We start from the raw sequence: 21,238 nt of genomic DNA on the forward strand, positions 1-21,238 counted from the left end.
CCCTTCCCCGCCGAGCGCCCCTTCCTCCCGGGGCTCCCCGCACCCGCCGGACCCTCAGCCCTGTGAACGACACCGTCGACCTCCGCCCCTGGAAAGCAACCCCTCGGCCCGCCGTCAGCCCCGCGCGAGCAGAACGCTGTCGGAGTAGCCGCCCTCCACGTAGTCGCGGTAGGAGCGGACCACAAGTTCGTAGGGGCCCGACACCGTCACCGACCAGCGCGGCTCCTCCCCCGCCGGGCCCAGCGTGCGCCACCCCCGCCCGCCCCCGGGGCCGAGCCCGTCACGGCGCTCGCAGTCCGAGCCGGGCGTGACGGGCTCGGGTTCCGGCACGGACGGCGTGGGGGCCGGAGCGGGCGTGGGGGTGGGCCGCGGACCGGGGTCCGCGTCGGGCACGGGGTCGGACGGCCCGCCGCTGGGGACGGGCGATTCGACGGGTTCCTCCGAGGCGTGGTCACCCTCCGGGGACGCGTACGGGCCGCCGTCCACGGGCGCCCGCCGGTCGTCGGCGACCCCGCAGTCCAACGCGCGCACCCACACCTCGTAGTGGGAGGCCTCCTCGACCTCCTCCCACTCCACGGTCGCCCCGCCGTCGACGACGCGCAGCCAGGACGGCCCCGGCGGCGGATCGTCGTCCCACACCCACGGGAGGGGCTCGGACTCCACCCCCTCGTCCCGGCCCTTGAACGAGCGCACCACGAACTCGTAGCGGGCTCCGCTGAAGAGCGCCCCCACCAGCACGGAACGGCTGTCCCCGTCGGCGCGCACGTCCACGGGAAGCACGACGGCCTCGTCCGGGTCCGGCCCCACGCGCCGCTGCACCACCCGGTAGCCGGTCGCACCGGGCACGGCCTCCCAACTGAGCACGAGGCCGTCCTCTGACTCCTCCGCCACCGGCTTGGGCGCGCTCGTGGGCCCCACCGCCGGTTCCGGCAGCGGCCGCCGGTAGGCCGGTCCGACCCCCAGCGGTTCGGCGAGCGCGTCGGCGAAGGCCGCCGCGATCCTCAGCTCGCCGCGCGCGTTGGGGTGCGCCTCGTCCCAGTTGTCGCTGGCCGGGGCGTACCCGTCGGCGACCCGCGCGACCACCACGGGCGATTCGCTGGAGGTGAGCTGAGCGGCGAGGTCGACCAGACCCATGTTGAACCGGTCGATCTCGGCGTTGGCCCGCGGGTCCTCCACCGGCGGGAGCTCCCCGAGGACGAACCGGGTCTGCCCCCGCACGACGCGCACCGTGGACACCGTCTCGCCCACCCCCTCCAGCGCGCTGTCGGCGTCCTCCCCCGCCAGGATGTCCTCGGTACCGGCCAGGAGGAGCAGGTAGTGCGGCCGGTACTCGGCGGCCACCCGCGCGGCCCCGGTGGACAGGTCCTGCGCGGTGGTGCCCCAGCGGGCGGCGTGGTCGGTGTCGAAGTCGGGGTCGGCGTAGTCCTGGTTGCCGAACTCGCGGTCCGCCAACCCGTACACACCGTCGTAGGGGCCGACGAAGTCCACCTCCACCCCGGCCTCGCGCAGGTGGGACCACAGGCGATAGCGCCAGGTGTAGTCGCCGCTGCTGCCCTGGGAGAGCGAGTCGCCGACGACCATGACGCGCAGTTCGCCGTCCGGCGGGCCCGGCACGGTGACGGGCTCCTCGGCGCGCCCGCCCTCCGCGGCGCCTCCCCCGGAGCCGCTCTGGATCAGCAGCAGGGTGACCGCCATCGCCGAGAGCATGACGCCGAGCAGCCCCAGGGGCCCGGGTTCGAAACGGGAGTGGCTGTCCCAGCGGGGCCGGAGCAACGGGAGGCGGAGCCGTCGGGGCCACCGGTCCAGGAGCAACGCCAGACGCGGCGCTCGCGGGCGGTCCCGCCCCGGTTCGCCGGGCCGGGAGCGGCGCGGTCCGGGCCAGCGGAACCGAAGCCTGCCGAAGCGGTCGGCCACGCGCGACCACCACACGGAGCGTTCGTCGGATCCGCGCACCGCGCCCCCTGCGTTCCCAGAACGGGTTCTACCCCCAGCAGGGGGTTCGTCAGACAAGACTAGAACTGGTTATATATAATTCGTCAACTCGCTGCGGTCGAGCGGAACCGCCTACACCGACGTTAGCGGCCGCCCCCGCCCTCTCGACTCCGCGCCCCGACGGAAAGCAGGACCCCCGTGACCGGACTCGTGGTAGCCCTGCTGTCCGCGGTGGTCTACACCGTCGGCCTGACCGTGGAACAGCGCGCCCTGCACGGCGCGGAGTCGATCTCGATCAACCGCCCCCTCCACCTGGCCCGGGTCCTGCTCACCAACCCCCGCTGGGTGCTCGGCTGCCTCTTCGCCGCCGTGGGCAGCGTCGGCCTGATCGTCTCGCTCGGCCTGGCGCCCGTGTCCGTGGCCCAGCCCGCCTTCGCCGCCGGGGTCGCGTGCGGCATCCTCGTCATCACCCTCGTCCTGGGCGAGCGCGTCACACGGGGCGAGTACGTGGCCCTCGGCATCATGCCGGTCGCGCTCGGCCTGCTCAGCCTGTCCACCGCCGAGGGCGCCGAGACCGGCACCACCGCCGACGCACCGCTGCTCATCACCGTCAGCCTGCTCACCGTGGCGGTGTGCCTGGTCGTCGTGGGCCTGGCCGGCGGCCGCGGCCGCTACGTGTCCGCCGCCGCCCTGGGCGCGGCCGCGGGCTTCGCCCAGGGCAGCGCGGGCCTCCAGGGCAAGGGGCTGGGCGGCCTGCTGGCCGACCACGGCCTGTGGGGCGCGATCGTCCCCGCGCTGCTGTCGCCCTACCCTTACCTGTACGCGGTGGGCTGGGCGGTGGGCATCGTCCTCTTCCAGACCTCGCTCCAGCGCTCGCGCGCCTCCATCACCGCTCCGGTGTCCAACGTCGTGGGCAACGTGTTCATGGTCGTCATGGGCACGATCCTGTTCGGCGAGCGGCTGCCCGACGACTCCGTCATGCTGGCCCTGCGCGTGGGCGGATTCGCCCTCACCCTCGTCGTGGTCGTCCTGGTCCGCGGCAACGTGGCGGCCGCCGAGGCGGACACGAGCCGCAAACGCGCCCACGCGTAGGCCGCACACGGGCGCGCGGAGGAGGCGGACGTAGGCGGGGACGGCGAAGACGAGGGAGCGGCGTGCGGCCCCCGCGGAGGCCGGGGAGAAGGCGGGACACTCCTGCGCGTCTCCCCTGCCACCACGGACCCGCCGCTACGGGACCGCCGCGGCGACCCCGCTCAGACGGCCACCGACACGGCCTCGCGCAGGCCCGGGGCGGCGACGTCGGCCCACGCCCGCACCACGCTGTCGGGCTGGCCGGTCTCCCCCTCGGCCAGGATCAGGCCGGGCTCGGCCACCCAGGCGCCCAGGTCGGCCAGCAGGATACGCAGGTCCTCCTCGATGCCCCGGCTGTTGCGCAGGTCCTCCACGACCGCCAGCGGAACCGCGACCGTGTGGCCCAGTCCCAGCTCGGGCAGGCGGTCGAGGAAGACCTTCAGCAGCCCGGTGTAGGTGCCGTGCGCCTGCGGGGAGGCCACGAGCAGGACGTCGCTCTCGCGCACCTTCGCCAGCGCGGCCTCGACCGCGGCGGAGGACTCCGAGAGCAGTTCGGCGCCGAGTTCGGCGATGTCGATGACGTCGGGGCGGGAGTCGACACCCGCGCGGGCGGCGACCTCGGAGGCCGCGCGCAGGGCGGCGTCGCGGACGGAGGAACGGATCTGGGGGGCGGCGACGAGCACGGTGAAGCGGGTCATGCGAGAACTCCTGGGTTCGAACAGAGCGAGCCGGGATCGGAGGAGACACCAGCCGGGGAGGACGGCGGGGCGGTTGACACCGGAAGGAGGGGTGACGAACGTCCTTGGACTCTCGCGGTTCCTCGCCTCCGACACGGCGGGAGCGGACCACGCTGTCCGAAAACCGCCCGTGTCGGGCCTGGCAGGTCTGCTTGGGCGACCGCGGGGCGGTCCCCACGGGACCCAGGGGAAGAGATGAGCGTCCGGTGTCTGCGACAGGGCACGTGCGACGGGGCACGAAAGGCGCGGGGCGAAACCCCGCAGGGCGCTAGCTACGACAGAGCGCGCTCGCCTGCTGTCTCAGATCGACATGCAGGCGCTGGACAAGCAGCTCACCGGCGGACATGTCTCCATCATGAAGCGCCCCGGCCGTTATCGTCAATGCGTGCGCGCACCACGGTGGGCGGTCCACCCCTCGGACAGCCGTCCCAGGAAGCGGGATCACCCAGCTCCGCAGGCAATACGGAAGCCCGCGGTGACGGCTCCGAAGGCCTGTGTAATGTGCGACACACACCGACGAGACGAGCACGAGGAACCCCTCACATGGCCCACACCCCCGTCACACTCACCAACGCGCGCGTCGTGACCCCCGACGGGGTCCACGAAGGATGGTTGAGGATCGAGAACGGCCGCGTGGCCGCGCTGGGTTCGGACGGACCCGTTCCCGGCGGCCGCGACCTCGGCGGCGCCTGGGTCGTCCCCGGCATGGTGGACACCCACGTCCACGGCGGCGCCGGGCACGCGTTCACCGAGACCGACCCCGAGGGCGTCCGTGAGACGATCGCGTTCAACCGCTCCCGGGGCGTGACCGCGCTGGTGGGCGGCCTCGTGGCGGCCACCCCGGAGGACACCCTGCGCCAGGTGGCGGCGCTGGCCGAACTGTGCGACGCGGGCGAGCTGGCGGGCATCTACCTGGAGGGCCCCTTCATCTCCCGGGCCAGGTGCGGGGCGCACGACCCCGACCTGCTCCGCGACCCCGACACCGCCGAGTTCGACCGCTGGCTCAAGGCCGGGCGGGGGCACGTGCGCATGGTCACGGTGGCCCCGGAGCTGCCCGGAGCGCTGGACCTGATCGGCGCGGCGGCCTCCTCCGGCGTGGTGGCGGCGGTGGGGCACACCGAGGCCACCTACGAGCAGACACTGGCGGCCTTCGACGCGGGGGCGTCGGTGGCCACCCACCTGTACAACGCGATGCGTCCGCTGGGCCACCGCGACCCGGGGCCGATCGCCGCCGCGCTGGGCGACGAGCGCGTGACGGTCGAGCTGATCCTGGACAACGTGCACGTCCACCCGGGCGCGGCCGGGCTGGTCTTCGACGCCGCGGGCGCGGACAGGGTGTCCCTGGTGACGGACGCGATGTCGGCGACGGGCCTGGGCGACGGCGAGTACACGCTGGGCGACCTGCGGGTGCGGGTGAGCGGCGGCGAGGCGCGCCTGGCGGAGAGCGGCACGATCGCCTCCAGCACGATCGTCCTGCCCCAGGCGGTGCGCAACGCCGTGCGGGGCCTGGGCGTCGGCGTGCCCGAGGCCGTGCGGTCGGCGTCGTCGGTTCCGGCCGCGGCGCTGGGGCTGGACGGGGTGGGCCGGATCGAGGTCGGAGGGCGCGCCGACCTCGTCGTGCTCGACGACGACCTCGGAGTCCGCGAGGTGGTGTACGAGGGCGCCTGGGTGGAGTAACGGCGTGTCGTAACCGCGTTACGGACTAGTAATATAACCCTGGGTGACAATGGCGGCAGGGCATCGAGGAGAGCCACCACGCTCGACACGAAAGGATCTGCGCCATGGCCAAGTCGAGACAGACGAGGGACGAGCAGCCGACCCGTGTGCCCTCCGAGGAGCACGAGCACCTCGGCAAACTCGCCGCGGAACTGTCCCGTTACGACGTGCGGGCGGACGTGGTCGACGAACAGTCGTCGCCCTGCCTGCGCGTGCGCAACCCGTCATCCGCGTGTGCGGTTGAGGACGTGATCTGTGAGCGCCGAGAACACGACTACGCGTTCATCGCCTCGTTCGGGGTCTACCTCGGCAGCAGTGGGAGCCTCGGCGTCACGGCCCACAAGGTCGCCTGGCTCGTGGGAGCCACCGAGGCGTGACGGCCGCGCGGGACGGGTGCGGTGCCGGTCGCACCGCACCCGTCCGCGTACCGGCCTGGCTTTCCCACGGAGCTTTACGACGTAGATTCCTGGAGGCCGGGCCGGGAGCCCGCACCCCGGCACCCTAGAGTCGTGCCGTCCCCACCCCTCGACGGAAGGCGAGCCCGTGGACTACGTCAAGCTGGGCCGGACCGGACTCGACGTCTCCCGCGTCACCCTCGGCTGCATGAGTTACGGAGACCCCGCCAGGGGCACCCACGACTGGACCCTGGACGAGGAGGCCAGCAGACCCTTCATCCGCCAGGCGGTCGAGGCGGGCGTCAACTTCTTCGACACCGCCAACACCTACTCGGACGGCAGCAGCGAGGAGATCGTCGGCCGCGCCCTGGCCGAGTACGCCGACCGCGACCAGATCGTGCTGGCCACCAAGGTGTTCGGCCGCACCCGCCCGGGCCCCAACGGCGGCGGGCTCTCGCGCAAGGCGATCCTCACCGAGATCGACCACAGCCTGCGGCGCCTGGGCACCGACTACGTGGACCTGTACCAGATCCACCGCTGGGACCCCGCCACGCCGATCGAGGAGACCGTCGAGGCCCTGCACGACGTGGTCAGGGCGGGCAAGGCGCGCTACGTGGGCGCCTCCTCGATGCACGCCTGGCAGTTCGCCAAGGCGCTGAGGGTCGCCGACGTCAACGGCTGGACCAGGTTCGCCACCATGCAGAACCACTACAACCTGCTCTACCGCGAGGAGGAGCGGGAGATGCTGCCCCTGTGCGCGGACGAGGGCATCGGGGTCATCCCGTGGAGCCCTCTGGCGCGCGGTCGGCTCACCCGCGCGTGGGAGGAGGAGACGGCGCGCAGCCGCGGTGACGCGTTCGGCTCGCGGCTGTACGCGGAGGCGGACCGGTCGATCGCGGACGCCGTCGGCGCGGTCGCCCGGAGGCGCGGTGTTCCCCGTGCGCGGATCGCCCTGGCCTGGGTGTCGCGGAATCCCGCGGTGACCTCGCCGATCATCGGCGCCACCAGGCCGCACCACCTGGACGACGCGATCGCGTCGCTGTCGCTGGAGCTGACCGACGACGAGGTGGCGGAGCTGGAGCGCCACTACACGCCGCGCCCGGTCTCCGGCTTCTGACACCGCCCGGCGCGGGGCCGCCGGCGGCCCCGCGCCCACGGCACGCGCCGAGGACGCCCGAGCCGTCCCGGGGCCCGCGGAGGCACCCGGTCAGCCGCGCGCGGTGACGCGGATCTTGGACTGGCCGTGCGGGCGCTTCTCCCAGTCCTCCATGAACCGGGCCGACAGCCCGTGCTTCTCCGCGAGGGTGATCAGCGTTTCGGTCCGGTAGTAGAAGTCCTCCCGCAGCACCTGGTGCTCGACTCCCTCGGTCCGGTCGTAGGTGAAGTCGAAGAACCCGCCCGGCACCAGGACCCGCTCGACGTTGGCCAGGCACTCGTCGATCACCTCGATGGGCGAGTGCGAGAACACGCTGTGCGCGTGGACGACGTCGAAGTAGCCCTCCGGCAGGAAGGAGAAGGTCAGGTCCCGCGTGATGGTCAGGTGCGGCAGCTTCTCCTGCAACCCGCGCTCGGCCAGCACGCCCTTGGCGGCGATGAGGATGTCCGGGGAGATGTCGATCCCGTAGTAGCCGCCCGGGTCGAGGTAGTCGATCAGCCGCCACCCGGCGCGCAGGTTCCCGCAGCCGATGTCGAGCATCCTGTGCTCCGGTCTGAGACCGTGTTCGACCAGGTAGTCGAACTGCATCTGCCCCAGCGCCAGCCAGCGCTCCTGACTCTGGCTGCCCACGGCCGACCTGGGATCGCGGGCGGCGTCGGAGGCCATCACCGCCCGGTAGTAGTCCACGTGGTCGCGGTGGGTCAGGCGCAGCCGCAGGTCACGGGCGGAGCGGCGCACGTACGGCACCACCTTGCCGGGGTTGCGCAGCGCGTAGCGCACCTTGTGCACCAGGGAGGACCGGTTGGCGTTGAGGGAGGCGGCTGTCTTCTTCGGCATCGGAAGGCTTTCGGTCGAAGGCTCTCGCTCACCCGCGGATACGGGGTCGGGGGGTCAAAGAGGATAACGCTTTCGTCGCGGCCCCGGTTCGCCGCCTCGGATCCGACCGTACCCGGAAAGTCACCGGGAGTGCGGTACCCCCGCCCTCCCGGAGCGCCTTCCGCCGGGGTCGCGCCGGGCCGCCGCGAGCCGCACGGCACCCCGCAGGAGCCCGATGACCAGGAGCGCGCCGAGGACCGCGCCGACCGCGAACCCAGCCCAGCCGGCGGCGCCCTCCGCCCCGTCCGCCAGCCGCAGGACCGACCAGGTCCCCGCGACCACCGCGATCAGCAGGCAGGCGCCGATGGTCAGTGCGCCCCTCCAGCCCAGGAAGTAGCGGCGGGGGCCGGGCGCGGGCGGAGAGGCCAGTTCGGCCGCAGGCCCGGAGGTGGCCGACCCGGGGCGTTTGAAGTAGGCCAGGACCGACCAGTGGCCGCACGGCTCCCAGCCCTCGGGGGCCAGGCGCTGGACGAGGCGCTCGCGGTCGCCCGGGCCGGGGCTGAGCTCCTGGCGGTACTCCCAGGTCTGCGGCCGCTCGGGGGCGCGGCGGCTGACGAAGCGGCCGAGCCGGTCCACCCGCTCCACCTCCCAGCCCTGGGCGCCCATCGCGGCCAGCCGGGCGGGGCCCTCGAAGGCGTCGGCCGACCAGACCAGCACGTCCGGCTCCGCGGCGGCCTCGTCCCGCGCGCCGGTCGGGGGCGCCAGGGCCTCGGCGAACTCCTCGGCCGGGCCGAACTCCTCCTCCGGGTCGGCTCCGCTCTCGGCCGTGTGCGCGGCCAGGTCCTCCAGCAGGACGCGTGACCTGTCCGCGTCCACACCGCGTTCGCCCAGCAGCTCCGCGAGCCGGGTGAAGTAGTCGCTCATCGGATCCCCCCCTCTTCGAGTACCGAGCGCACCGAGGCGTCGAACTCCATCCAGGCCGCGCCCTGTTCGCTCAGGACGGCGCGGCCCTCGTCGGTCAGTACGTAGTAGCGGCGGCCCGGGCCCTTCTCGGCCGTCCGGTACTCGGCGTCCACGAGCCCGGCCTCCTCCAGCCGGTTGAGCACGGGGTAGAGCGTGCCGCCCCGGATCCTGCCGAAACCGGACTCGTCCAGCCGCCTGGCGATCGCGTACCCGTAGCTCTCGCCCCCGGTCAGGCTGGCCAGGACCAGGAGGTCCAGCACTCCCTTGAGCCAGCTCGCGCGGCGGTCCATGCGCGGCCCCCCTTCATTCGTGTTCGCTACCTAGACCATAGAGCTACCTAGGTAGGATCGCAACCTATCTAGCCGTACCGACCCCAGACACGGAAAACGCCCCTGAGCCGCCGCGAACAGGCAGGCCAGGGGCCGAAAGAAACCAGACACACGAAAGCGGGCTCGATGAAGGCGTCGCGGACGGCCCCGTCCCGCAGGGCGAAGCCTCGCGGGACCAGGAACAACCCCACCGACCAGAGCCGCAGAGGGGTGCCTCAGAGAATCCGGGGCCCGAGAAGCGCCGTGGACAACCCCGCCCCACGGGGCGAAGCCTCACGTCGCCAGCAACAGCCCCACCCACTCCGCCGACCAGCGCGGCCCCAACCACAGGGGGCGCCTCGGGGGGTTCGGGGGGTCTCCCCCGGAAAGCATCGCGGGCTGCGGCGAGCCGGTCGAAGACCGGCGAGCAGCAGCCCGCGCAACACGTGGAGGTGGCGGGAATCGAACCCGCGTCCTTCAGCACCGAGCCAGGGCTTCTCCGGGTGCAGTCCGCGCTGTCGTTCTACTCGGCCTCAGCGCTTGCACGGACACATCGCTGACAGGCCCAGCCACGAAGATGTCCCGCTCAGGCCCCGTGGCCTGATCTGAGCGGTAAGTCATCTAGCTGATGCCGGGATCTGGGCCGATGACGAGCCCAGGCCGACAGAGACGCTATCGCTTAGGCAGCGAGAGCGAACTCAGTGCGCTTAGAATTGGCACTTGTGTTTACGCGAATGCAGGATTAACGAGGTCACAAACGCAACCCTCGACCCGCTTCCCCTGGAACGACTACCGAAGTCGAAACCGATCACCCCCTGTGGAATTGTCACGGCCTCCCCGCCAGGCGGGGCGGCCGACATGCGAGCGGCGAACGCTCGCGCGTCCGTCACTCTACCTGTTGAACAGTACAGGGGCCAAGCTGATTCCCGGTAGCGGAGGGGAATCCGCGGCCGCCGGGCCCGGACGGGGAGAAACCCCCGCGGGCGCGGACGCAAGAGGTGGTCGACGCGGCCCGCGGGGGCGGTCGGCAGGGTCGGGCCGACCTTGGGAAACGACAGGATCTCCCCCGAGATGAGGTCCTGCCCCTCACTGGTCCGCTACCCCCTGTCGCGGCCCAGTCATAGGGGAAGACGCGGGCGGACCCCCGGGAGGTTGCCCGAGGGTCCGCTCTTTGCCGGGTTCTGCCCTGTTCAGAAGGAACGGTGACCGGAGCCGCCGACCGGCCGGCCCTACCAGCCGGTCTCCTCCGTGCCCGTCAGGTCGGCCTGGTTGGTCGGCCCCGTCGGTCCGGTCTGCGTCGGATCCGTCTGCTCCGAGGGCAGGCCCACGCCCTCGGTGGTCGTGGGACCGCCGGGCACCTGCTCGCCGGTGGTCGGCCCGGCGGGGGCCCCCTCGGGCACCCCGTTGGCCATCCCGTCGAGGAAGGAGCCCGCGGCGTTCACCGCGTGCTGCGACACCAGGGTCGTCGCCGGGTCGGCCTCGGCCAGGACGGCGAAGGCCACGTCGTCCTTGTAGCCGACGAACCAGTGCAGCGAGGTGTCGCCCTGCTCCACGCGGGCCGCCTGCCCGTAGACCTCTCCCCCGGTGGCGAGCAGCTCGGGCATGCGGTTGGTCACCGCGTCGCGCAGCCCGGTGCGGACCACCTCCAGGTGGGCGTCGTCCAGGGTGGCGGCCCCGATCGGGTCCGGGCCCTCCTCCGGCACCAGGGCCGGCGCGTTCCACGTGCCGTCCGCGACCGCGGCGGCGACCAGGGCCATGGACAGCGGGCTGACCCGCACGCCGTGCTCGCCGATCATGGCCGCGGCCACGTTCTCCTCGCCCTCCTCCACGGCCACCGAACCCGAGGAGGCCGGGACGGGCAGCTGCCACTCGGCGCCGATGCCCACCCGTCCGGCGGTCTCGGCGATCGCCTCCGGCCCCACCTCGGCGCCCAGGCCCGCGAAGCCGACGTTGCAGCTGAAGGTGATGTTGCGGGCCAGGGTGGCCTGGTCGAGCAGGGCCCCGCCACCCGGGTTGACGAAGGTGCGTCCGCCGATCTCCGCGGAGTAGCCGCAGGGCACCTCGCTCTCGGGGGTGGCCGCACCCGACTCCAGGGCGGCCAGGGCGGTGACCATGCCGAAGGTGCTGCCCGGCAGGTAGGAGCCGGTGAAGGCGTTGTCGTCCGCGGTGCTGCCCGAGGCGCTCGCAGCGGCCAGGACCTCGCCGCTGCCGGTGTCGACCGCCACCAGGTAGCCGTTGCCCGGCACCGTCGCCAGCGCGTTCTCGGCGGCCCGCTGCACGTCCAGGTCCAGGGTGGTGTCGATGGCCCCGCTGAGCGAGCCCTCCCACGCCTGCAGGACGTCGGTGACCTGTCCGTCCTGGTCCAGGGAGACCACCTGGGTGGTGCCCGAACCGGCCAGCTCGTGCTGGAAGATGTTCTGGAGCCCGTTCAGGCCGACGGTGTCGCCCGCCTGGTAGGAGCCGGGCACGCGGGAGGAGACCCGGTGCTCGGCGGTCCCGGCGACCTCGCCCAGCAGGAACGGCGACACCGAGGGCGTCAGGTTGACCTGGACCTCCTGGGTGTCCACCCCGGAGATCCTCGAGGCCTCGCTCAGCAGCGTCTCGTCCACGCTGGAGCCGCGCATGAGCACCAGCGGCTGGAACTGCTCGGGCGGTGCGGAGCGCACCCGGTTCAGGAGCGGGTCGGGGTCCTCGTCGAGGAGTTCGGCGAGCTGGGTGACCCCGGCCTCCTTGTCCTCCATGTCCGCGGGGTAGACGCCGAAGGCCGTCACACTGTCCGCGGTGACCAGCGGCTCGCCCTCGCGGTCGAGGATCTGGCCGCGCTCCTGGCTCTCGTAGCTGACCGCGAGGCGCTCCTCCTCGCTCAGGTCGGGGTGCAGCACGCTCGTGGACCAGGAGATGAGCCAGCCGTCGGGGCCCCACTCCAGGGGCATGCGCCCGGTGTAGTTCCAGGTCGGGTCGCCGATGCCGAGGTCGGCGTTGACACCGAACTCGGCCTGCGCCGAATCGCCCTCGCGGGAGATGGGTCCGAGCTGGAACCGCAGGGAGGCCAGGTCGAGCTGCTCGCGCATGTCCGTGAGGGCCGCGGACACCTGTGCGGGGTCTCCGTCGGTGTAGGCGGCGGCGGTCTCGTGGTCACCGTCCTGCCAGGCGAGCAGGAAGGACCTGACCGCCACCTCGGGACTGGGGTGCGGTGTGCACGCGACCAGGGCAGCGGCGAGGAGCAGGCCGCTGCCGGCGGCCGTGAACCGGCCGAGGGGACGGGGGGACACCGTGTGTGTTCCTTTCGGCTGCCTCATCGACGGCGGCGCAGGGCGCGTTCCATGTCGCGCTTCGCCTCGCGCTCGGCGATGTCGTGGCGCTTGTCGTACTCACGCTTACCGCGGGCCAGAGCGATCTCCACCTTGGCGCGCCCGTCACTGAAGTACAGGGACAGCGGGACGAGCGTGAAGCCGGGTTCCCGGGTCTTGCCGATCAGCCGGGAGATCTGCTCGCGGTGCAGGAGTAGCTTACGCGATCGTCGGGCGGCGTGGTTGGTCCAGGTTCCCTGGGAGTACTCGGGGATGTGGACGTTCTCCAGCCACACCTCGCCGTCGTTGATGTGCGCGAAGCCGTCCACGAGGGAGGCGCGGCCCTGCCGCAGCGACTTGACCTCGGTACCGGTGAGGACGAGGCCCGCCTCGTAGGTCTCGTCGATGTGGTAGTCGTGCCGGGCCCGGCGGTTCTGCGCGATGAGCTTGCGCCCGGTCTCCCGTGCCACAGGTGTGTCCCTTCATACGTCCGGGGGGCACGAGGCCCCCCGGTGTCGAATCCTCCCCGCCCCAGGCGGCCGTGTCAGATCTTGAGGTAGCGGCGCAGGGTGAGGAACGAGGTGATGGTGCACAGCAGGATGCCGAGGATCATCGAGACACCGATGACGTACATCAGCGAACCCGCGCCCAGGGCCACGTCGAACTGGAACCAGTCCTCGATCTGCGTGAGCAGGGTGTAGCGGGTTGCCACGATGAAGCCGGAGGCGATCAGACCGCCGATGAGGCCGGCGACCGCGCCCTCCAGCAGGAACGGCAGCTGGATGTAGAAGTTCGACGCGCCGACCAGACGCATGATGCCGGTCTCCCGGCGGCGGCTGTAGGCCGACAGCCGGATGGTGTTGCCGATCAGCAGCGCGGCGGCGGCCAGCTGGACACCCGCGAGCACGAGGGCGGCCGCGCGCAGACCGTCCAGCAGCCCGAAGAACTGCTCCAGCACGAGCTGGTCGTCGGAGATGCTGTCGACGCCCGGGGCTCCCTCCACCGCCGAGCGCACGGTCTGGTACTGGGAGGGGTCGGTGAGCTGCACCCGGTAGTTGTCCGGGATGTCACCCTCCTGCGCGGCGTTGGCCAGCGCCTCGTTGGAGGAGCCGAGCCGGTCCTGGAAGTCCTGCCAGGCCTCGGCCGAGGTGAGGTAGGTGTAGTCCTGCACCTGGGCCAGGCCTTCGAGGGTCTGCTCCAGGGCCTGGCGGTCCTCGTCGGTGGCCGGGCCGTTCTCCTGGCAGGCCGTGGTGGGCGAGATCTCGGTGCACATGTAGATGGTGAGCGTGATCCGCTCGTCCCAGTAACTGCGCATCTCGGAGACCTGCTGGTTGACCAGTAGACCGGCGCCGAAAAGAGTCAGTGAGATGGCCACCGTCGTGATGACCGCGATGGTCATCGTCAGGTTTCGGCGAAGGCCGATCCACGTCTCGGAGAGAACGAATTGTGCTCGCATGATCTGTTAAAGGTCCATCCTTCGGGGCTTCGCCGCGCCGGTCCTCGCAGCGGGAGGTCAGTACGCCTGGCCGTAGACGCCGCGCGTCTGGTCGCGCACTACCAAGCCCTCTTCAAGCTCGATCACGCGCTTGCGCATCGAGTCGACGATGGCGGCGTCGTGGGTCGCCATGACGACGGTGGTGCCCGTGCGGTTGATTCGGTCCAGCACCTTCATGATGCCGATGGAGGTCGCGGGGTCGATGTTGCCCGTGGGCTCGTCGGCCAGCAGGATCTGGGGACGGTTGACGAACGCGCGGGCGATGGCCACGCGCTGCTGCTCACCGCCGGAGAGTTCGTTGGGCATCCGCCCGGCCTTGCCCTCCAGGCCGACGAGTTCGACGACCTCCGGGACGACCTTGCGGATGAAGCGGCGGGGCTTGCCGATGACCTCCAGCGCGAAGGCGACGTTCTCGAAGACGTTCTTGTTCGGCAGCAGGCGGAAGTCCTGGAAGACGCAGCCGATACGGCGGCGCAGGTGGGGGACCTTCCAGTTGGACAGGCGCGCCAGGTCCTTGCCGGCGACGTGCACACGTCCCTTGTCGGGCTTCTCCTCCTTGAGGACCAAGCGGAGGAAGGTCGACTTGCCGGAGCCGGACGGACCGACCAGGAAGACGAACTCGCCCTTGTCTACGTCAATGGAAACGCCGTCGAGCGCGGGGCGCTTCTGGGTCGGGTAGACCTTGGTGACGTTATCGAAGTGGATCACAGGCGCATCACAAGGTTCTCGAAGGTATGGGCACCCGCAGTGGAGGGCACTCCGCGCGGGATCGTACCGGCCACATGGCCAACCGACAGTGTAGAGGGGGGAGCGGCCCGGATTGTCCCGGTCGCCTCACACCCGAAGATCAGTGCACCATCGGACAACAGCCTCGAGCATATCGGAGGCGTCAACCGATGATAACGTTCACATATAGCAGTTTCGGTAAAACTGCGGAGACGTGATCATCACCATTGGGACACAATGGCCACATGCGTCCCGCCCGCTCACGCGGGGTGCCGCCGTCGCGACCGGGCGTGTCCGCGGCCCCCGCCGGGACCGGCCCGGCCGCGGAAGGTCCCGGCGCCCGGGGGCGCCGGGACCCGCGTCCGGCTCGCCGCCGCGTCCCCGGGAGGGGCGGCGCGGTGACCGCGCCGCGGCGCGCACGGGCGGAGGGAGTTCCCCCGGGGCGGGGCCGCCGGGGAGGGTGCCGCTAGGCGTCCTCGGAGCGCTCCCGGCTGCGCATCCAGCGGATCTCGGCGTCGATGAACTCGTCGATGTCACCGTCCAGCACACCCGAGGTGTTGCCGGTCTCGGCGCCGGTGCGCACGTCCTTGACGCTCTGGTAGGGGTGCAGGACGTAGTTGCGCATCTGGGTGCCCCAGCTGCTCACCGAGTCGCCGCGGATCTCGTCCAGCGCCGCCTGCTCCTCCTCGCGCTTGCGCGCCAGCAGCTTGGCCTGGAGCATCGACATGGCCGTGGCCTTGTTCTGCAGCTGCGACCGCTCGTTCTGGCAGGACACCACGATGCCGGTCGGCAGGTGGGTGATGCGCACCGCCGAGTCGGTGGTGTTGACGCCCTGGCCGCCGGGGCCGCTGGAGCGGTACACGTCCACCCGCAGGTCGCCGTCGTCGATCTCGATGTGGTCGCTCTGCTCCACCACCGGGACGACGTCCACGCCCGCGAACGAGGTCTGACGCCGGTTCTGGTTGTCGAACGGCGAGATGCGCACCAGGCGGTGCGTGCCGTGCTCGCCGCGCAGGGTGCCGTAGGCGAACGGGGTCTTGACGGCGAAGGAGGTGGACTTGATGCCCGCCTCCTCGGCGTAGGAGGTCTCGTAGACGTCCGTGGGGTAGCCGTGCCGCTCGGCCCAGCGCAGGTACATGCGCTGGAGCATCTGCGCCCAGTCCGCGGCGTCCACGCCGCCCGCCTGGGAGTTGATCGTGACGATGGCCTCGCGCTCGTCGTGCGGCCCGTTGAGGAGGGTGCGCACCTCCAGCTCGCCGATCTCCTTGCGCAGCTGGTCGAGCTCGCGGTCGGCCTCGACCCTGGTGTCGGCGTCGTCCTCGGCCTCGGCCAGCTCGTAGAGCACGCCGAGGTCGTCGAGCCGCTGGCCGATGCCGTTGATCTTGTTGACCATGGACTCCAGGCTGGAGAGCTGGCGCGTCACCTTCTGCGCGTTGTCCTGGTCGGCCCACAGCTCGGGGTCCGCGGACTGCTCGCGCAGTTCGGCGATCTGCGTGTGCATGGCCTCCAGGTCCAACACGGCGCTGACGCTCGCCAGGGTCGCCGCGAGGTCCTTGATCTTCTCTGCTGGGTCCAGTTCTGCCACGGACCCCAGTGTAGGCCCCAAACAGGGGACGGGCTCCCCGCGCGCACCTGCGCGGGGAGCCCGTCGGGGTCGGACGGGGGCTGGGCCGGGTGGGCCGCCCCTGCCGGGCGCTAGCCCACCAGGCCGCGGAAGGACCGCAGCGCCACGGACAGCGTGGCCAGGTCGAAGCGCTCGTTCTCCTGGATCTCCGACAGCGTGATCCCGGCGCGCTGCACCCGGTCGCCGTTCTGGTCGATCCACGCGGCGATCAACTCGGAGGGCTCCTGCGCCGGACCGCTCTCCAGCACCCGCGCGGTCAGGTCGGCGTGCGCCGCGTACAGGTCGTCGCGCAGCGAGGAGCGCGCCGTCGTCACCCACCGGTCGTCGCGCGGCAGGTCGATGACGCGCTCGCGCCACCAGCTGATGTTGAGCCGGTCGGCCAGCTCGAAGTAGAGCTCGGCGACCTTCTCCACCGGGCGACCGGTGCGCTGGGCGATCTCCACCAGGTCCAGCGTGGAGTAGGCGGGCACCATCACGGCCACCCGCTCGGCCAGCTCGGTCGGCACGCCCATCGACGTGTAGCGGTCGCGGCGCTCGACGAAGGCCTCGCGGTCGCGTCCCCGCAGCAGATCGACCAGCTGCGGCAGCACCTCGCCCACGCCGTCGGCGAAGTAGCCGATCTCGCTGCTGATGTCGAAGGGGAAGGTGCGGTTGCGCAGCAGCCACCGGGCGGAGCGCTCGGCGAGCTTGCGCGCCTCCAGCAGCAGGACGAGCTGGCTGTCCATCGAGATCTCGTGGTCCAGCTCCTCCAGCCTGCTCCAGAACCGGCGCAGCCCCAGCACGTCCTGCACCACCAGGTAGGCGCGGGCGATGTCGGCGGAGCTGGAGCCCAGTTCCTCGTTGAGCCGGAACGCGAAGGTCAGACCGGAGCGGTTGACCATCTGGTTGACGACCTGGTTGACGATGATCTCCCGGCGCAGCGGGTGGGAGCGCACGCCCTCGGCGAAGCGCTCCGACCGCAGGGGCGTCGGGAAGTACGCCGTCAGGGTGTCGGTCAGGTAGGGGTCCTCGGCCAGGTCGGACAGCTCGAGCTGGTCCTTGAGGCTGATCTTGGTGTACGACAGCAGCGTGGCGAACTCCGGGCTGGTCAGGCCCCTGCCCGCCGCGCGCCGCTCCGCGATCGTCTTGTCGGAGGGCAGGTCCTCCTGCTTGCGCTTGAGCACCCTGGTGCGCTCCAGGTGGCGCATGTAGCGGCCGTGGACGTGCAGCATCTGGCCGTCCTGCTTGCGAGCGGCGGCCAGCACGGTGTTCTGCGCGTCGTTGTTGTCCAGGACCAGCTCGGCGACCTCGTCGGTCATGTCGATGAACAGCTGGTCGCGGTCGGCCTTGTCCAGCTTGCCCGACCGCACCTCGCGGTCGAGCATGATCTTGATGTTGACCTCGTGGTCGGAGGTGTCCACACCGGCGGAGTTGTCGATGAAGTCGGTGTTGATCCGACCGCCCGCGCGGGCGAACTCGATCCGCGCGTCCTGGGTCAGGCCCAGGTTGCCGCCCTCGCCGACCACCTTGACGCGCAGCTCGGCGGCGTCCACGCGCAGCTGGTCGTTGGCCTTGTCGCCCGCGTCGGCGTGCGTCTCGGTGCTGGCCTTGACGTAGGTGCCGATGCCGCCGTTCCACAGCAGGTCGACGGGCGAGGTGAGCACGCACCGGATCAGCTCGTCCGGTGTGAGGCTGTGCACCCCCTCCTCGATGCCCAGGGCCTCGCGCACCTGCGGCGTGATCGGCACGGACTTGGCCGTGCGCGGGTGCACGCCGCCGCCCTCGGAGATGAGCTTGGCGTCGTAGTCCTCCCACGTGCTGCGGGGCAGGTCGAAGACGCGCTTGCGCTCCACCCAGGAGGTGTACGGGTCGGGGTCGGGGTCCAGGAAGACGTGGCGGTGGTCGAAGGCCGCGATCAGCCGGATCTGCTGGGAGAGCAGCATGCCGTTGCCGAACACGTCGCCGGACATGTCGCCGATGCCGACGACGGTGAACGGCTCCTCCTGCACGTTCACGCCCATCTCGCGGAAGTGGAACCGGACCGACTCCCAGGCGCCGCGCGCGGTGATGCCCATGGCCTTGTGGTCGTAGCCGACCGAGCCGCCGGAGGCGAAGGCGTCGCCGAGCCAGAAGCCGCGCTCGGTGGAGATGGCGTTGGCGGTGTCGGAGAAGGTGGCGGTGCCCTTGTCGGCGGCGACCACGAGGTAGGAGTCGTCGCCGTCGTGCAGGACGGTGCGCTCGGGGTGCACGATCTCGCCGTCCACGAGGTTGTCGGTGACGTCGAGCAGGCCGCTGATGAACTGCTTGTAGCAGGCCACGACCTCGGCCATCACCTCGTCGCGGGTGCCGTTCTGGGGCAGCCGCTTGCACACGAAGCCGCCCTTGGCGCCGCTGGGGACGATGACGGAGTTCTTGACCATCTGGGCCTTGACCAGGCCCAGGATCTCGGTGCGGAAGTCCTCGAAGCGGTCCGACCAGCGCAGCCCGCCGCGCGCGACCGCGCCGAAGCGCAGGTGCACGCCCTCCACGCGCGGGGAGTAGACGTACATCTCGAACCGGGGCCGCGGGTGGGGCAGGTCCGGGATCTCCTGCGGGTCGAGCTTGAGCACCAGGTAGGGGTGACCCTGGTAGTGGTTGGTGCGCAGGGTGGCGCGGATGGCCGCCAGGAACGAGCGCAGGATGCGGTCGTGGTCCAGGCTGGCCACGGCCTCCAGTTCGCCCTCGACCTTGCCGACGAGGACGTCGGCGCGCTCGTCGCGGCCCTCGCCGGGCTGGTCGGGGTCGAAGCGGGTCTCGAACAGCTCGACCAGCAGGTTGGCGATCCCGACGTTGGCCACCAGCACGTCGGCCAGGTACTCGGGGGTGAACGTGGAACCGGTCTGGCGCAGGTACTTGGCGTAGGCGCGCAGCACGGTGAGCTGGCGCCAGTCGAGGCCGGCCCGCACCACCAGGGCGTTGAAGCGGTCGCTCTCGCCCAGGTCGCGCCAGGAGGCGTCGAAGGCCTCCTCGAACAGGCACTTGAGGCGCTCGGGAGCCAGGTCGGACTCGGGGATCGGGCCGAGGCCGAAGTCGTAGATCCACACCCGGCCCACGTCCCGGACGGTGACGTCGTAGGGCCACTCGTCGACGACCTCCACGCCCAGGTTCTCCAGGACGGGCAGGACGCGCGAGAGCGAGATGGGCTCGCCGATCCGGTAGAGGCGGAACCGCCAGCAGCCGGGGTCGGCGTCCTCGCGCTGGTACAGGACCGCGGAGAACTCGCCGTGGCGCCGCCCGGGGTCGGTGCGGGCGAGGAGCTTCTCCAGCTCGCGGATGTCTCCCGCCGCCGTGGCGGGGCTGTTGTCGACCTTGTAGGCCTCGGTGAGGCCGCCCGAGTAGCGCTCCTTGAACTCGGTGGCGCGCACGGGGCCGAAGGCCGCGGCGAGGGCGTCGTCGAAGTCCAGGTCCCAGGAGCGGGCCGCCTCGCGGACCTTCTCCTCCAGGGCGACCTGGTCGATGTCGGCGAGGGTGCGCCCGTGCTGGGCGCGGGCCACCAGGTACAGGCGGGCCAGCGGGGCGGCTCCGATGAGCACGTTGTGGTCCATCGTGGCGCCGTGGAAGGCCTCGGCGAGGACGTCCTGGATGTCCAGGCGCACCCGGGTGCTGTACTGGTCGCGCGGCATGTACACGAAGCAGGACATGTACCGGCCGCCGTAGGGGTCGCGGCGCATGAACAGCTTGGTGCCGCGCCGGTCGCGCAGGCGCAGGACGCCGCGGACGATGTTGTACAGCTCGCCCACGGGGATCTGGAGGAGTTCCTCGCGGGGGAAGGTCTCCAGCAGTTCGATGAGGTCCTTGCCGTCGTAGCTGTCGGCCTCGAACCCGGCCAGGGCCAGCACCTCGGCCTGCTTGCGGCGCATGATGGGGATCTGGGCGATGCTGGTGGTGCTGGCCTGGGAGGTGAACAGGCCGAGGAACCGGCGCTCGCCGACGATGTTGCCCTGGGCGTCGAACTTCTTGACGCCGATGTAGTCCAGGTACTTGGGGCGGTGGACCGTGGCGCGCGAGTTGGCCTTGGTCAGGACCAGGATGTAGGGCTCGCGGGCCTTGCCGCGGATCTCGGGCGGCAGGGCGGCGAAGCCGGTGGAGGCGGGCGAGTCCATGCGCAGGATGCCCAGGCCCGATCCGGGCTCGGGGCGCAGGGAGTCGTCGCCGTTCTCGTCGGTGACCAGGGTGTACTCGCGGTAGCCCATGAAGGTGAAGTGGCGGCCCGCGATCCAGCGCAGGAAGTCGACGCTCTCGCCGATCTCGCGCGGGTCCACTCCCCCGGCCACGAGCCGGTCGGGGTAGGCCGCCAGCTCGTCGGCGATCCGGATGGCCCGGTCGCTCATTTTGCCGGCGTCCTCGTCCACGTAGCGCACGTCGGCCAGGACGGACTCGACGCGGGCGGTGATCTCGCGCAGGCGCTCGGGGTCGGGCTGCGGGTCGATCTCGATGTGCATCCAGGACTCGTCGATCGGCAGCAGGCCCTCGCCGCCGGCCTCCGGCTCCACCCGGACCAGGCGGCCCTCCAGGTCGCGGCCGACGGTCATCTGGGGGTGGATGATCAGCCGGACCCCGGCGCCGAGGTCGCTGAGGGCCATGGTGACGGAGGAGACGAGGAAGGGGGCGTTGTCGGTGACGATCTCCACGACGCCGGTCTGCTGGTCCCATCCGTCGCGCTCGGCGTCGGGGGTGTAGACGCGGACCTTGGCCCGTCCGGCGGCGCGCCGGGCGCCGAAGGAGCGGTGGGCCTCGGCCGCGCCACAGATCTGCTCGGGGGAACGGCCGCTGATCTCCTCGGGGTCCGTGTGCCGGTAGTACACGGGGAGGAAGCGGCGGACGGCGTCGGCCTCCTCGGGGCTGATGCGCGCCCCGGGGGACCACTTGGCGGCCGCCTCACTGAGCAGCTTCTGGAGCTGGACGTCGGATTGCCCGGACATAGGGATCTCTCACTCCTTTGTGAGCAACGTCGCACGAGTGTCGGCAGAACGACCGGTCATATGACCTGT

General features: G+C 71.5%; 15 protein-coding genes and 1 other RNA gene. 4 read left to right on the forward strand and 12 right to left on the reverse strand.

The window, feature by feature from the left end; translation table 11 throughout:
- Window positions 1-114 precede the first annotated feature (114 nt).
- Window positions 115-1,953: an SGNH/GDSL hydrolase family protein gene (locus UIS43_RS12230; RefSeq protein WP_370013175.1), complete on the reverse strand. Its 1,839-nt coding sequence runs from the start codon at window positions 1,951-1,953 to the stop codon at window positions 115-117.
- Window positions 1,954-2,130: 177 nt separating this feature from the next.
- On the opposite strand from UIS43_RS12230, the gene UIS43_RS12235 reads away from it, so the two are divergent.
- The gene (locus tag UIS43_RS12235; protein WP_013154717.1) at window positions 2,131-3,024 is read left to right on the forward strand and encodes a hypothetical protein; all 894 of its coding nucleotides are present in this window, start codon (window positions 2,131-2,133) and stop codon (window positions 3,022-3,024) included.
- 161 nt (window positions 3,025-3,185) lie between these two features.
- Here the strand turns inward: UIS43_RS12235 and UIS43_RS12240 are convergent, their stop codons facing one another.
- The gene (locus UIS43_RS12240) at window positions 3,186-3,701 is read right to left on the reverse strand and encodes an NADPH-dependent FMN reductase (protein WP_013154718.1); all 516 of its coding nucleotides are present in this window, start codon (window positions 3,699-3,701) and stop codon (window positions 3,186-3,188) included.
- A 582-nt stretch (window positions 3,702-4,283) separates the two neighbouring features.
- Here UIS43_RS12240 and nagA point away from each other — a divergent pair.
- The 3 genes from nagA to UIS43_RS12255 all read left to right on the forward strand — a co-directional run bounded on the left by nagA (window position 4,284) and on the right by UIS43_RS12255 (window position 6,968).
- Window positions 4,284-5,417: an N-acetylglucosamine-6-phosphate deacetylase gene (gene nagA, locus UIS43_RS12245; protein ID WP_071622660.1), complete on the forward strand. Its 1,134-nt coding sequence runs from the start codon at window positions 4,284-4,286 to the stop codon at window positions 5,415-5,417.
- 104 nt (window positions 5,418-5,521) lie between these two features.
- Entirely contained in the window at window positions 5,522-5,833 is a 312-nt protein-coding gene (locus UIS43_RS12250; RefSeq protein WP_013154720.1) for a hypothetical protein, read from the forward strand.
- A 166-nt stretch (window positions 5,834-5,999) separates the two neighbouring features.
- Window positions 6,000-6,968, forward strand: a complete 969-nt coding sequence (locus UIS43_RS12255; protein WP_013154721.1) for an aldo/keto reductase — start codon at window positions 6,000-6,002, stop codon at window positions 6,966-6,968.
- 90 nt (window positions 6,969-7,058) lie between these two features.
- On the opposite strand, the gene UIS43_RS12260 is transcribed toward UIS43_RS12255, so the two are convergent.
- The 10 genes from UIS43_RS12260 to UIS43_RS12305 form a co-directional block, all read right to left on the reverse strand.
- A complete protein-coding gene (locus UIS43_RS12260) occupies window positions 7,059-7,844 on the reverse strand; it encodes a class I SAM-dependent methyltransferase (RefSeq protein ID WP_370013176.1) in 786 nt (261 codons plus the stop codon).
- Between the two features lie 120 nt (window positions 7,845-7,964).
- Window positions 7,965-8,747, reverse strand: a complete 783-nt coding sequence (locus tag UIS43_RS12265; RefSeq protein ID WP_071622661.1) for a DUF2812 domain-containing protein — start codon at window positions 8,745-8,747, stop codon at window positions 7,965-7,967.
- Window positions 8,744-9,076 carry a PadR family transcriptional regulator gene (locus tag UIS43_RS12270; RefSeq protein WP_013154724.1) on the reverse strand — a complete coding sequence of 111 codons (333 nt, stop codon included), beginning with the start codon at window positions 9,074-9,076 and terminating at the stop codon, window positions 8,744-8,746. The genes UIS43_RS12265 and UIS43_RS12270 overlap by 4 nt, the downstream gene beginning before the upstream one ends.
- A gap of 462 nt (window positions 9,077-9,538) precedes the next feature.
- Window positions 9,539-9,910: a transfer-messenger RNA gene (gene ssrA, locus UIS43_RS12275) on the reverse strand.
- Between the two features lie 413 nt (window positions 9,911-10,323).
- Complete coding sequence (locus tag UIS43_RS12280) at window positions 10,324-12,366, reverse strand: penicillin-binding transpeptidase domain-containing protein (RefSeq protein WP_041552852.1); 2,043 nt, start codon at window positions 12,364-12,366, stop codon at window positions 10,324-10,326.
- A gap of 23 nt (window positions 12,367-12,389) precedes the next feature.
- Window positions 12,390-12,854 carry an SsrA-binding protein SmpB gene (gene smpB, locus UIS43_RS12285; RefSeq protein ID WP_013154726.1) on the reverse strand — a complete coding sequence of 155 codons (465 nt, stop codon included), beginning with the start codon at window positions 12,852-12,854 and terminating at the stop codon, window positions 12,390-12,392.
- Between the two features lie 74 nt (window positions 12,855-12,928).
- Window positions 12,929-13,840, reverse strand: a complete 912-nt coding sequence (gene ftsX / locus UIS43_RS12290) for a permease-like cell division protein FtsX (RefSeq protein WP_370013177.1) — start codon at window positions 13,838-13,840, stop codon at window positions 12,929-12,931.
- 57 nt (window positions 13,841-13,897) lie between these two features.
- Window positions 13,898-14,587, reverse strand: a complete 690-nt coding sequence (gene ftsE, locus UIS43_RS12295; RefSeq protein WP_013154728.1) for a cell division ATP-binding protein FtsE — start codon at window positions 14,585-14,587, stop codon at window positions 13,898-13,900.
- Window positions 14,588-15,071: 484 nt separating this feature from the next.
- On the reverse strand, window positions 15,072-16,190 hold the full coding sequence (prfB, locus tag UIS43_RS12300; RefSeq protein ID WP_013154729.1) for a peptide chain release factor 2: 1,119 nt from the start codon (window positions 16,188-16,190) through the stop codon (window positions 15,072-15,074).
- Window positions 16,191-16,300: 110 nt separating this feature from the next.
- The gene (locus tag UIS43_RS12305) at window positions 16,301-21,169 is read right to left on the reverse strand and encodes an NAD-glutamate dehydrogenase (protein ID WP_013154730.1); all 4,869 of its coding nucleotides are present in this window, start codon (window positions 21,167-21,169) and stop codon (window positions 16,301-16,303) included.
- Window positions 21,170-21,238: the final 69 nt, after the last annotated feature.

This window comes from Nocardiopsis sp. LDBS0036, assembly GCF_041228755.1.
Classification (GTDB): domain Bacteria; phylum Actinomycetota; class Actinomycetes; order Streptosporangiales; family Streptosporangiaceae; genus Nocardiopsis; species Nocardiopsis dassonvillei.

Coding starts and splice junctions, on each gene's coding strand:
- UIS43_RS12305 (WP_013154730.1), bottom strand. CDS start 21,169: ATGTCCGGGCAATCCGACGTCCAGCTCCAGAAGCTGCTCAGTGAGGCG.
- UIS43_RS12240 (WP_013154718.1), bottom strand. CDS start 3,701: ATGACCCGCTTCACCGTGCTCGTCGCCGCCCCCCAGATCCGTTCCTCC.
- ftsX (WP_370013177.1), bottom strand. CDS start 13,840: ATGCGAGCACAATTCGTTCTCTCCGAGACGTGGATCGGCCTTCGCCGA.
- nagA (WP_071622660.1), top strand. CDS start 4,284: ATGGCCCACACCCCCGTCACACTCACCAACGCGCGCGTCGTGACCCCC.
- UIS43_RS12270 (WP_013154724.1), bottom strand. CDS start 9,076: ATGGACCGCCGCGCGAGCTGGCTCAAGGGAGTGCTGGACCTCCTGGTC.
- UIS43_RS12260 (WP_370013176.1), bottom strand. CDS start 7,844: ATGCCGAAGAAGACAGCCGCCTCCCTCAACGCCAACCGGTCCTCCCTG.
- UIS43_RS12250 (WP_013154720.1), top strand. CDS start 5,522: ATGGCCAAGTCGAGACAGACGAGGGACGAGCAGCCGACCCGTGTGCCC.
- UIS43_RS12265 (WP_071622661.1), bottom strand. CDS start 8,747: ATGAGCGACTACTTCACCCGGCTCGCGGAGCTGCTGGGCGAACGCGGT.